The organism is Arthrobacter sp. 92, from assembly GCF_050260325.1.
Classification (GTDB): Bacteria; Actinomycetota; Actinomycetes; order Actinomycetales; family Micrococcaceae; genus Arthrobacter.
The window spans coordinates 2,331,828-2,343,944 of sequence record NZ_CP189863.1 but is presented as its reverse complement, the minus strand read 5'-3'; the positions used below and the strand labels follow the sequence as shown (position 1 = coordinate 2,343,944).

General features: G+C 65.1%; 11 protein-coding genes. 1 reads left to right on the top strand and 10 read right to left on the bottom strand.

Features of this window, described 5'->3' with window-relative positions:
• The first annotated feature begins 193 nt into the window (after positions 1-193).
• On the top strand, positions 194-1,480 hold the full coding sequence (locus tag ACP4XC_RS10780) for a PrsW family intramembrane metalloprotease (RefSeq protein WP_427174958.1): 1,287 nt from the start codon (positions 194-196) through the stop codon (positions 1,478-1,480).
• Positions 1,481-1,551: 71 nt separating this feature from the next.
• On the opposite strand, the gene nusB is transcribed toward ACP4XC_RS10780, so the two are convergent.
• The 10 genes from nusB to alaS all read right to left on the bottom strand — a co-directional run bounded on the left by nusB (position 1,552) and on the right by alaS (position 12,045).
• Positions 1,552-1,962 carry a transcription antitermination factor NusB gene (nusB, locus tag ACP4XC_RS10775; RefSeq protein ID WP_427174957.1) on the bottom strand — a complete coding sequence of 137 codons (411 nt, stop codon included), beginning with the start codon at positions 1,960-1,962 and terminating at the stop codon, positions 1,552-1,554.
• Positions 1,962-2,525, bottom strand: a complete 564-nt coding sequence (efp, locus tag ACP4XC_RS10770) for an elongation factor P (protein WP_427174956.1) — start codon at positions 2,523-2,525, stop codon at positions 1,962-1,964. The genes nusB and efp overlap by 1 nt, the downstream gene beginning before the upstream one ends.
• A 177-nt stretch (positions 2,526-2,702) precedes the next feature.
• Positions 2,703-3,221 carry a tetratricopeptide repeat protein gene (locus tag ACP4XC_RS10765; protein ID WP_427175087.1) on the bottom strand — a complete coding sequence of 173 codons (519 nt, stop codon included), beginning with the start codon at positions 3,219-3,221 and terminating at the stop codon, positions 2,703-2,705.
• 14 nt (positions 3,222-3,235) lie between these two features.
• Positions 3,236-4,327 carry a 3-dehydroquinate synthase gene (gene aroB, locus ACP4XC_RS10760; RefSeq protein ID WP_427174955.1) on the bottom strand — a complete coding sequence of 364 codons (1,092 nt, stop codon included), beginning with the start codon at positions 4,325-4,327 and terminating at the stop codon, positions 3,236-3,238.
• On the bottom strand, positions 4,324-4,923 hold the full coding sequence (locus ACP4XC_RS10755) for a shikimate kinase (protein WP_427174954.1): 600 nt from the start codon (positions 4,921-4,923) through the stop codon (positions 4,324-4,326). Before ACP4XC_RS10755 ends, aroB begins: the two co-directional genes overlap by 4 nt.
• Positions 4,923-6,122: a chorismate synthase gene (aroC, locus tag ACP4XC_RS10750; RefSeq protein WP_427174953.1), complete on the bottom strand. Its 1,200-nt coding sequence runs from the start codon at positions 6,120-6,122 to the stop codon at positions 4,923-4,925. Before aroC ends, ACP4XC_RS10755 begins: the two co-directional genes overlap by 1 nt.
• 25 nt (positions 6,123-6,147) lie before the next feature.
• Positions 6,148-7,008 (bottom strand): shikimate dehydrogenase, encoded by an 861-nt coding sequence (locus ACP4XC_RS10745; protein WP_427174952.1) that lies wholly within the window; start codon positions 7,006-7,008, stop codon positions 6,148-6,150.
• Entirely contained in the window at positions 7,005-8,762 is a 1,758-nt protein-coding gene (gene mltG, locus ACP4XC_RS10740; RefSeq protein ID WP_427174951.1) for an endolytic transglycosylase MltG, read from the bottom strand. Before mltG ends, ACP4XC_RS10745 begins: the two co-directional genes overlap by 4 nt.
• Positions 8,759-9,358, bottom strand: coding sequence for a Holliday junction resolvase RuvX (gene ruvX / locus ACP4XC_RS10735; protein ID WP_427174950.1), 600 nt, complete (start codon positions 9,356-9,358; stop codon positions 8,759-8,761). The genes mltG and ruvX overlap by 4 nt, the downstream gene beginning before the upstream one ends.
• Positions 9,359-9,366: 8 nt before the next feature.
• Positions 9,367-12,045, bottom strand: a complete 2,679-nt coding sequence (gene alaS / locus ACP4XC_RS10730; protein ID WP_427174949.1) for an alanine--tRNA ligase — start codon at positions 12,043-12,045, stop codon at positions 9,367-9,369.
• Positions 12,046-12,117: the final 72 nt, after the last annotated feature.

The window sequence follows — 12,117 nt, the reverse complement described above, 5'->3', positions numbered from 1 at the left end:
TAAAAAAGGAACATTTGCTTTCCAAAATTACCACACTCAGCATCCAGGACCGGCGGTGTGGCCGGGGCCGGGAAGGCGTTTAACGTCACACGTGCGGGGCGGTGAGGCCAGGGCGATCCGTGTCACCGCCGATCTGTCCGCCCTTATGGGCCAGACAGTGACGCGAAGGTTACCTGACATTAGGCTCAGTCCCATGACATCGAACGTGCCGCAGCACGACCCCTCGGACGGACCTGGCTTCCGGCCGCCGGCGCGACTTTGGCAGGAGCGCAATCCCACCTGGATGGGCCAGGTCCAGGACCACCATTACCGGGCCGCACCGGAACACCCTGCCGGCGGCAGCCACCCCGGGCCGCAACCGGCGCTTGCGTCGGCCTTGCGGTCCGCCGCGCTTCCTGCCCCGGGCGGGCGGTCCGCCGGGGTGGTCCTCCTCGTGGCAGGGGGTGGCGCCCTGGCGTTTGCTGGCTTGTTCCTTGTTCTTCCCTATCTGCTGGCCAACACCGGCCTTGCCGGGTTTGTGGTGGGGTTCGTCGCGTCGTTGATCCCACTGACGGCTGTACTGCTCGCTGTGTTCGTCATTGACCGGTGGGAGCCGGAACCCAAGCGCCTGCTTGTATTTGCCTTCATTTGGGGCGCTGTGGTGTCCGTTGCCGCCACGCTGGTGATCCAGCCCGTGTTCGCCATGGCCGCCGCACCGCCGCCCGGGGTGGACTACAGGACCTTCGCACTGACCGTGCAGGCACCCGTGGTGGAGGAATTCGCCAAGTCACTGGGACTGCTGTTGCTGCTCCTCTTGGCGCGGAAGCACTTCGACGGTCCGGTGGACGGGGTGGTGTTCGCGTTCACCATCGCCGGCGGTTTCGCCTTTACGGAGAACATCCTGTATTTCGGCAGCGCCATAGCCCAATCAAGCACCCCTGGCGCCGACCTCGCCGTGGCCTTCTTCCTGCGCGGTGTGATGTCCCCGTTTGCCCACGCCATCTTCACCGGATCCACGGGCCTCATTCTTGGCCTGGCAGCGCGCCGTTGGCGTGTTGGCCTGACCCTGGGGGCGTTCATTGTGGGCCTGGTGCCGGCCATGATCCTGCACAGCACGTGGAACAGCATGGGCCAGGACTTCCTTGCCCAGTATGTGCTTGTTCAGGTGCCCATTTTCCTGCTCGCCGCGGCTGTCATCGCCCTGCTGAGGGTGGCCGAAAGCCGGCTGACGCGGCAGCGGCTGACGGAATATGCGGCGGCAGGCTGGTTCACGCCGGCCGAGGTGTCCATGCTGGCTACGGGACGCGGGCGCCGGCAGGCCGTCCGCTGGGCGAAATCATTCGGCCATGGCGCGCAGATGAAGTCATTCGTGGGCTCCGCCACCGAGTTGGCGTTCATCCGCCAGCGCATCCTCAGCGGACGGAACGTGGCTGAGCATCAGCGGGACGAACAGCAGCAATTGCGCCGGATCGCCGCTGACCGGGATGCACTCCTCCACTGAGGACGTGGCCGCGCACGGCAAAGGGGCCGGTGCCCGCCATACGGCGTGCACCGGCCCCTTCTGGAATCAAATCAGGCGAGCAATGAGGGCTTCAGTTGCTGAAGCCGGCCCAAGAGCCCGTTGATGAACGACGGCGACTCATCGGTGGACAGAGTCTTGGCCAGGGCGACGGCCTCACTCACGGCCACACCGTCCGGGACGTCGTCGTTATAGAGCAGTTCCCAAGTGCCGATGCGCAGGATGATGCGGTCCACCGAAGGCATACGCTCCAAGGTCCAGCCCTGCGAGTAGGTCTCGAGGAATTCGTCGATGGCCGCCTGGTGGGACACCACGCCCTCGACGATTTCGAGGGTGTAAGGATTAACGATCTGGTCCGTCTGTTCGCGCCGCGCCCTCAGCACGTCGAAGGCAGAGACGGAGCGTTGCTCCGCCTCGAAAAGCACATCCAGGGCCCGGTTACGGGCCTTACCGCGGGCGCTCACTAGTCGTTGACCCGGCCAAGGTAGCTGCCATCGCGGGTGTCGACCTTGACCTTGGTGTTGTTCTCGACGAACAGCGGGACCTGGATCTCGTAGCCGGTTTCGAGAGTGGCGGGCTTGGTGCCGGCCGAGGAGCGGTCGCCCTGCAGGCCAGGCTCCGTGTAGGTGATCTCGAGCACGACGCTCGGGGGCAGCTCGATGTAGAGCGGGTTGCCCTCGTGGATGGCGATATTGACCATCTGGTTCTCAAGCATGAAGTTCGTGGCGTCGCCCACGGTGGCGCCGGAGACGGTGAGCTGGTCGAAGTCCGTGGTGTCCATGAACACGAAGTCAGCGCCGTCCTGGTACAGGTACTGGTAATCGCGGCGGTCTACCGTGGCGGTCTCGATCTTGAGGCCGGCGTTGAAGGTCTTGTCGACGACCTTGCCGGACATCACGTTGCGCATCTTGGTGCGGACGAAGGCGCCGCCCTTGCCCGGCTTGACGTGCTGGAACTCGATGATGTTCCAGAGCTGGCCCTCGAGCTTCAGCACTGTTCCGTTCTTGATGTCGTTTGTGGTTGCCACTGTATCCTCTTAGTTTCTATCTGGTTCTGTCGCCCAGACGTTCTATGCCACGCATGCACGCCTATTGGCCCGCCAGCGAGTATTTGTCAAAAATCCAAGACCTATTCTACCGGTTCCGCGCGCGCCTTGCCGGACGTGGTGGTGGAGGGCCCCCGCGGAGGGCCGGCCTGGCCGGTTTCAGGTGCCGAGATCCAGCACGTCGCGGGCGCGTTGAAGCGCCACAGTGGAGGCGTAAATCAGGGCCGCGTCGGCGGCCCCGGCCACGCGCAGGTCCAGGGCCCGGGCAAAGCTTTCGACGGCGGCAGCGATATTGCCGCTGGCGAAGTAGGACCGTCCGAGGTGCTCGCGGATAACGGCCTCGTCCGGCGTGCCGTGTGTCTCGGCCAGCAGCTGGCGGAACAATCCAACCGCCCGGTCGAGCCGGTTGGAGACCCGGAGTACATCTGCTTCGAAGATGCGCAGCCGCAGCGAGGAGGGGTCGTTGTACCGGGCCTCGGCGAGAAGCTCGGCGGCCTCGGCGGGGCGTCCTTCGACGAGCCGCACGAAAATCAGGTCACCGGGGTCCGCGGAGGCCGCCAGCGCTTGGGCGACGGCGTCGCCGCTGACGATCTGCGGAACCAGCGTGACCGGGTTGATCTTGATTCCGGGAAAACCTGCATCCGGCCACTCGCTCGTACCGCCCATGGCATCCATCATGACTTCGCTCATCATCAAGAGGCAATCTCCTGGTATGCGGCGAACAGCAGGGACGTGTCCGGGACGTCGAGGATTCCTGGCCGGGCAATGCCGTCGAGCACCACGAAACGGAGCAGGTCGCCACGGGATTTCTTGTCCCGGCGCATGCCGTCCAGGAGGCCCTGCCAGCGGTCCCGGCGGTAGGTGATGGGCAGTCCGAGTGTTTCCAGGATGCTGCGGTGGCGGTCGGCGTCGGCGTCGCTGAGCCGCCCCACGCTGCGTGCGAGTTCGGCGGCAAACATCATCCCCACCGACACGGCTGCGCCGTGACGCCAGGAGTAGCGTTCCACCAGTTCGATGGCGTGGCCCAGCGTGTGGCCGTAATTGAGGATTTCGCGCCTGCCGGATTCTTTGAGGTCTTCCGACACGACGTCGGCTTTGACTGCGATGGCGCGCTCAATGAGCTCCCGCAGGACCGTCGACTGCGGATCGGTGACGGCGGCGGGATCCTTTTCCACGAGGTCGAGGATTGCCGGGTCAGCGATGAAGCCGCATTTGATGACCTCGGCCATTCCGGAGATGATCTCGTTGCGCGGCAGCGTGTTAAGCGTGTCTAGGTCCACCAGGACACCGGCCGGCGGATGGAAGGCGCCAACAAGGTTCTTGCCCTCGGCGGTGTTGATCCCGGTCTTGCCGCCCACGGAGGCGTCCACCATGCCAAGGAGGCTGGTGGGCACATGGATGACTTTGACGCCACGAAGCCAGGTTGCGGCCACGAATCCGGCAAGGTCGGTCACGGCCCCTCCGCCCACGGCCACCACAGCATCGGAGCGGGTGAAGTCGTTCTGGCCGAGAACCTGCCAGCAGAACGACGCCACCTGGATGTGCTTGCCTTCTTCGGCGTCCGGGATTTCGGCGGTCAGTGCCGTGAAGCCGGCGGCAGCCAACTCGTCGCGGACAGCGTCACCGGTGAGCCTCAGGGCGCGGGGGTGGACCACCAGGACGCGTTTGACGCGTTCCCCCAGGAGCGCCGGAAGGCGTTCGAGCAGGCCGCGGCCCACAACGACGTCGTAGTTGTCCGCGGCAGACTTGCCGGTGACTTTGATGACAGTTGATTCGCTAGTCACTTATTAACTTCCTTTGTTGCGGCCACGCTGTCCGGAGCGGTCGTTTTCGATGCCGCGAACTCACGCAGCGCCTCTTCCAGCCGGCGCCCGAGATCGGCAACCGAGCCACGGCGCACATCGAGAACGAGGTCGGCAAGCCGTTCATACACGGGTTTCCTGGTTGCGAAGAGCGCCCGCCAACGTCCCATGGCGTCGCCCGCAAGAAGGGGTCTGCCCGAATTCCTGGCGATGCGTTCGGCCACGGTGTCGGCGTCGCACTCAAGGTAGACCACTGTGCAGCGTGCCAGGAGCTGCTGGGTGCCTGAATCCAGCACCGCTCCCCCGCCAAGGGAGATGACGGTCCTAGTGCGCTCGGCCTCCTCAATGGCCTTGGCCACGGTGCGGGCTTCCAGTTCGCGGAAGGCGCCCTCACCGCGTGCGGCGAAGATGTCCGCGATGGTCCCGTGGTTTTCCACGATTATGACGTCGGTATCAACGAACGCCGCACCCAGTTGCTGGGCCAGTTGCTGTCCGATGGCTGACTTGCCCACAGCCATGGGCCCTATCAGCGCAATAGGCCGCTCCACTGCTGTGCTTTTACCGCTACTGACCGGCACTAGTGTCCGATCGAGTCCAGGGAAGCCGGAATGTTGTCCAGGTAACCCTTGATGTTCCGGGCCGTTTCAGTCACGGAGTCGCCGCCGAACTTTTCCGCAACGGCTTCGGCCAGCACCAGTGCCACCATTGCCTCGGCGACCACGCCCGCGGCGGGGACTGCACAGACGTCCGAACGCTGGTGGTGGGCCTTTGCGGCCTCCCCCGTGCTGACGTCAATGGTCCTGAGAGCCCGGGGGACGGTGGCGATGGGCTTCATGGCGGCGCGGACGCGCAACACGTCGCCGATGCTCATGCCGCCTTCGATGCCGCCGGCGCGGTTGCTGGTGCGAATGATCCTGCCATCGGAGTCCTTGACGATCTCGTCATGGGCGGCCGACCCGCGGCGGGAGGCGGTGAGGAAGCCGTCGCCGACTTCAACGCCCTTGATCGCCTGGATGCCCATGAGTGCGGCAGCAAGCCGCGAATCAAGACGACGGTCCCAGTGGACGTAGCTGCCGAGTCCGGGCGGGAGGCCGTAGGCGAGGACTTCCACCACTCCACCGAGAGTCTCGCCTTCCTTATGGGCGGCATCCACCTCGGCCACCATGGCGTCGGAAGTCTGCCGGTCAAAGCAGCGCAGCGGATCGGCGTCGAGGGCCATGACGTTGGACGGGACCGGCAGCGGACGTCCTTCCGGCACGGCGACGCTGGCGATCGAGACGGTGTGGCTGACCAGTTCGATCCCGAGAGCCTTCAGGAACTGCGCGGCAACTGTTCCGAGGGCCACGCGGGTGGCGGTTTCCCGGGCGCTGGCGCGTTCCAGCACGGGACGCGCCTCAGCGAAGCCGTACTTCTGCATGCCGGTGAAATCAGCGTGGCCGGGACGCGGACGTGTCAGGGGCGCGTTGCGTGCCTGATCGGCCAGAACCTGAGGGTCCACGGGGTCCGCGGACATGATCTGCTCCCACTTGGGCCATTCTGTGTTGCCCACCTGGATGGCAACGGGGCCACCCTGGGTTATTCCATGGCGGACTCCACCAAGGACGGTGACCGCATCTTGCTCGAACTTCATCCGGGCGCCGCGGCCGTAGCCGAGGCGGCGGCGGGCGAGGGCATCGGCGATCTGGCCGCTGGTGAGTTCAACACCGGCGGGCACGCCTTCGATTATTCCGACCAGGGCCGGACCATGGGATTCTCCGGCAGTCAACCAACGCAACATAAATCCATCCTGCCACGTCGGGCGGTCAGAACACTCGTCGGGGTACCCCGACTGCGTCACACATCACATCTATGACTTCAGTGGCCACGTCCCCGCCAAGGTCCGTGAAGAGGCGCACCTGCTCCACGGCCTGGTACAGGAGCATTTCAATGCCGGGGACCACGGTCCCGCCGCCGCGTTGCCACACCGATGCGATCCGGCTGGGCCACGGATCATAGGCCACGTCCAGCAGGATCCCTGGCGTGGGCTCCCGCAGGGTGGCCAGTTCCTCAGCCAGCGTGTCGGCCCCGAGGGGAGGGAGGGTGGATATGACGATGTCGGCCGCCGCCATCACAGGCGGCGCCGCGGACAACGGAAGTACGCGGATGGGCAGGTCCACTCCTGCGGAGGCGGCACGGGCTTCGCTGGCTCGGCTGACGTTCCGCACGAAAACGTCAGCCGATGGGGCACCGAGCTCTTTCAACGCCGCAATCGCCGCAGCGGCGGTACCTCCTCCGCCGAGTACAACGGCTGAAGGGGCAGGTGCAACGCCTGCATAACGCACCGCGTTGACGATGCCGGCCACGTCGGTGTTGTAGCCGATCCGGCGCACAGTCGCTCCATCCGTTTCGAACGCCACGGTGTTGACCACGCCCAGGATTCCGGCCACGCCACGGACTTCGTCCACCTCGGCCACCATGGCGGATTTCAACGGCATGGTCACCGAGAGTCCCCGCCAGCCGGCCTCTTCACGGACGGACGCCATAAACGCGGGCAGCGACGGTACGGTGACGTCGATGGCGGAGTAGGCCATGTCCACGCCAAGTTTGGCATAGGCCGCCCGATGGAGGGCCGGTGACTTGGAGTGGCTTATCGGATGGCCAAGAACGGCCGCCCGCTGGCTCACGTGCAACGGTTCGCGTGGGCCGCGCACCAGGCGTTGTACTGGTCAACGTAACCGAGGTGCTCCGCGAGCGTCTTGGAGAACTTGGTCTCCTTGGTGTCGAGGTTGATGGTCACCCAGTACAGGTAGTCATTGCTCTTCGGCTTCGCTGCGGCGTCGATGGCCGTCTTACCGGGTGAACCAATGGGGCCCACCGGCAGGCCCGGGTTGGCGTAGGTGTTGTACGGATTCGACTTGTCCGCTTTCTGGGTCTCGTCGAGTTGGAGGCTCTTGATGCCCAGGCCGTAGGTGACGGTGGCGTCTGACTGGATCAGCCCGGCGGTCTCCGTGTTGTTGGGCTTGAGCCTGTTGTAGATGGCACCGGCCACGTCGCCGTAGTCCGCCTGGCCGCCCTCGGCCTGGACGATGCTGGCCACGGTGATCACGTCATATTGTTTCGCCGGATCCGTGACTCCCTGTGCCTTGAGCTCGTCCTCGGTGCTGCCAACCAGGTTCTGGAGGATGTCCTTCGCGGACGTACCCAACGGGAACCGGTGCTCCCCCGGCGCCAGGAATCCTTCGAGGTTCTTGGCCTTCGCCGGCAAGCCAAACTGGGCGGGCGCGTCGCTGAGCGCCTTGAGGTCTGCGACCGGGATGCCCGAACCGTCCGAGATCGCCTGCAGCGACTCACCGACGCGCAACCCGGCTTTGAGCGCAAAATACATCACCTTGCCCTGTTCCTTGCCAATGAGGATGGCGACGGCGTCGGAGTTCTTCATTTCCTGTCGGAACTGGAACTGGCCGGGGGCAAGGGTGCCGCCGGCGGCGGTCAGTTCGCGCAGGAAGGTGTCCGCGTTGGCAATGACCTTCTGGTCCGCGAGCTTGGTGGCGACGGATCTGGTTCCTTCGCCGGGCTCCACGGAAACGTTGACCTGGCCGGAGCCGGGCCCGGGATAATCAGCCACCTTGTCGCCGCCCAGCAACGGCTTGAGGAACTGGGCCCCCACCACTAGGGCGGTGGTGAAGACGGCAAGCGTCAGCAGGAGTGCGAGTAAACGGCGTCGTCGCCGGACCTTCTTGGACTTGGCCGGGCTCACCGCTGCCGTGACCTCTTCGGCCGCGAGCGGGTGCCCGGGGTCATCGGCATGGTGGTCGTCGTGGAAGACGTCGGCGTCGTCGTAGAGATGGTGGGCCTCATCTTCGTGGTGGTCTGCGTAGGCGTGTCCTGGCGCATCGTGGGCGTGTGCCTCGGGGTAAGCATCGTAATCATGGAAAGCGTGATCATGGACGGCGTGATCATCGATGGCGTGCGCGTCATGGACGTCATGGGCTGGCGGGGCGTACTCGGAAGCGCCATGCGTCTCGGCGCTTCCACCGTGGGCTGCGTCCTCAGACAAGGGCTCGGGATCAGCCGGAAGGTGATGCATGGCGTGGTCCTCGTGCTGCTGGTCCTCGTGCTGCGTGGAATGTGCGGCGGGATGCTCAACAGTTGTCGCAGCTTCCGGCATGTCCGGCACCGGCGTTTGTTGAGCCGCGGTTTCGTGAACTGACGGGGCTACGGGAGGGACCTGCGGATGCACTCCGGGGTGCTCCTCAGGTTCAGCCTGCTCTGGCGGCTGGACCGGTTCGTGACCGGTTACGAAGGCTTGCGGGGGGACCACGTCATTGTTCTCCGTGGCCAGGAACTTCTCCCTGGCACGGATTTCCTTACGGGTCAGCTGACGTCCCAGGTCACTGAATTCGTCACCTGAGGACTCGCGGCTGTTGACCGGGCTCACTGTAGCCTTCCATCTTCTGAAGATTGCATGTTTGTTCCGGGAACGGCACGTGCAGCACCTTTGGCTGCGGCCTCCCCGGAATGCCCCGTCTGCGGTGCCGCAATGACGCGGCTCCCAACATCCGTTCCCCTGGCTTTTTGCATGTCGATTGCGTGCTGCAGAATGCCCGCAGCCGCGACCTGATCCACTACCTTACGGTGATCCCTGCTGCTCATGCCAGCTTCGTGCAGGTTCCGGTGGGCCGTGACGGTGCTCAGGCGCTCGTCAATCAGCTGGACGGGAATGGCATGGCCGCCCTTTTGCAAGGCGTCGACCAGCAGTTGGGCGTAGTCCGTGGCCATGCGGGCGGAGGCATGCTCCTCACCCTTGAGGGTCCGCGGCAGGCCGACGAAAATCTGCACGGCGTTGAGTTCGGCGGCCAAAGCCGCCAACACACGCACATCCGTGTTTTTCTTCACGTTCCGGTCGAGGGTCTTAAGGGGCGTGGCCAGGATTCCGTCGCGGTCGCAGACTGCGACTCCCACCCTGACCGTGCCCACGTCCACCCCCAGTTTGATCCCCTGGGGGTAGGCGCGGGACGCAGTAGATTCATTCACAGGTTCAGCTATCGACGGGTGATGGCATCCACGACGGCGGTAAGCGCCGCCTCCACCTTCGTGGTGTCGGTGCCGCCGCCCTGGGCGACGTCGTCCTTGCCACCGCCGCCTCCACCGAGGATCCCGGCGGCGAGCCGGACGAGGGCTCCTGCCTTCACGCCCGCCGTGCGGGCCGCCTCGTTGGTGGCAATCAGGATGATGGGCCGGTCATTGCTCACTCCGGCCACCGCCACCACGGCCGCCTCGGAGCCCATCCTGTTGCGAAGGTCCAGCGCCAGTCCGCGAAGGTCGTCTGCTCCGCTGACCTGCCCGGCGTCGTGGGCGATCACCCGGACGCCGGCGGCATCGCGTGCGGTTCCGACGAGCTGGCCCGCCGCTGCCGCCAACTGCTCCTTGCGCAGGCGCTCCAGTTCCTTCTCCACGGTCTTGAGCTTGGTCAAGGTGGTGGCGATGCGGTCTGCGAGCAGCCCGGAGGGCACCTTCAGCATTTCGGTAAGTTCGGTGACGAGGGCGCGCTCGGCGGCGAGGTGGCGGAAGGCCTCCATGCCCACGAAGGCTTCCACGCGCCGGTTCCCTGAACCCACGGACTGATCCCCGAGCAACGAAAGGCTGCCGATGAGCGACGTGTTGGCAACGTGGGTGCCGCCGCAGAGTTCACGCGACCAGGCGCCGTCGATCTCCACAACCCGGACCTCGTTGCCGTAGTTCTCGCCGAACAGTGCCATGGCGCCTAGAGCCTTGGCATCAGCAAGCGCCATGACCTTGGTCTCAACCTGGAAGTTGTTACGGATGGCCAGGTTGGAGACTTCCTCGATTTCCGAGCGCGTTGCGGCGCTGAGGCCCTCGCCCCAGGCGAAGTCGAAGCGCAGGTAGCCGGCCTTGTTGTAGGAGCCGCGCTGGAGTGCCTCCGGGCCCAGGATCTGGTGCAGGGCGGCGTGCACGATGTGGGTTCCGGTGTGAGCCTGTTCGGCCGAGTGGCGCCGTTCGCGGTCAACTGCTGCGTGGACCAGGGAGTCCGCACCGATTTCGCCCTCGCGAACGATTGCCCGGTGCACGCTCAGTCCCTTGACGGGGCGCTGGACGTCCAGGACCTCGACGACGAATCCGTCACCGGTGATGAGGCCCGTGTCCGCGGCCTGGCCGCCGGCTTCGGCGTAGAACGGGGTCTCGGCCAGCACGAGTTCGATTTCCTCGCCGGTGGAGGCCTGAGCCACCTTGCGGCCCCCGGTGAGAATGCCCCGGACCCGGGATTCGCCGGCAAGCTCGGTGTAGCCGGTGAAGACGGTCTCGCCTTCGGAGAGCAGTTCCTGGAATGCGCTCAGGTCCGCGTGCGCACCCTTCTTGCCCTTGGCGTCCGCCTGGGCGCGCTGTCGCTGTTCCAGCATGAGCTTGCGGAACCCGGACTCGTCCACCCTGAGGCCGGCTTCCTCGGCCATTTCCAGGGTGAGGTCGATCGGGAAACCATAGGTGTCGTGGAGGGCGAAGGCGTCTGCTCCCGAGAGCGGGTGTCCGGCCGCCTTGGATTCCTTGACGGCGTCCTCGAGCCGGGCCGTACCGGAGGCGATGGTCCGCAGGAACGCCTTCTCTTCGGCGTATGCGATCCGGCTGATGCGGTCGAAGTCGGTCTCCACGATGGGGTAGACGCCCTTCATGGCGTCCCGGGACGCGGGAAGGAGATCAGGCAGGCACGCCTTCTCGACGCCGAGCAACCGCATGGAGCGCACGGCGCGGCGGATGAGGCGGCGCAGCACGTAGCCGCGGCCCTCGTTGGAGGGTGTGACGCCGTCGGCGATCAGCATAAGGGCAGAACGGATGTGGTCAGCGACCACTCGCATCCGTACGTCATCGGTGTGATGGGGGTCATCGGCGGACTCGGCCGATGTGTACTCCCTGCCGGAGAGTGCCGCGGCCTTGTCGATCACCGGACGGACCTGGTCCGTCTCGTACATGTTTTCGACGCCCTGCAGGATCATGGCGAGCCGTTCCATGCCCAGCCCGGTGTCGATGTTCTTCTTGGGCAACTCGCCGACAATGTCGAAGTCGTCCTTGGAGCGGACGTTATCGATCTGGTACTGCATAAATACGAGGTTCCAGATTTCGACATAGCGGTTCTCGTCAGCGATGGGGCCGCCGTCGACCCCGTAAGCCGGTCCGCGGTCGTAGTAAATCTCGGAGCAAGGACCGGCGGGCCCGGGCTGGCCGGTGTTCCAGTAGTTGTCAGCCTTGCCCATGCGCTGGATGCGCTCCGCCGGGACGCCGGTGTTCTTCAGCCACAGCTCCTGGGCTTCGTCGTCCTCTTTGTAGACGGTGACCCAGAGGCGTTCGGGCGGCAGTCCGTAGCCGCCGTCGTCCACGCTGGTGGTCAGCAGTTCCCAGGCGAACTTGATGGCGTCTTCCTTGAAGTAGTCGCCGAAGGAGAAGTTGCCGCACATCTGGAAGAAGGTGCCGTGCCGGGCGGTTTTGCCCACTTCTTCGATGTCGCCGGTGCGGATACACTTCTGCACGCTGGTGGCACGCTTGTAGGGCGCCTCCTCGCGCGCGGTCAGGTAAGGAATGAAAGGCACCATGCCGGCCACCGTGAACAGCAGGGACGGGTCGCTGGAAACCAGGGAGGCCGAAGGAACCGCCGTGTGGCCCTTACTGACAAAAAAGTCGATCCAGCGCTTGGTGATCTCCTGCGACTTCATGAGCTGATTACTTACCCTTCTTAGTTCACTGCGCATAGTTTGCGCGGCGTTCCCGGCCATCGCCCGGAACAC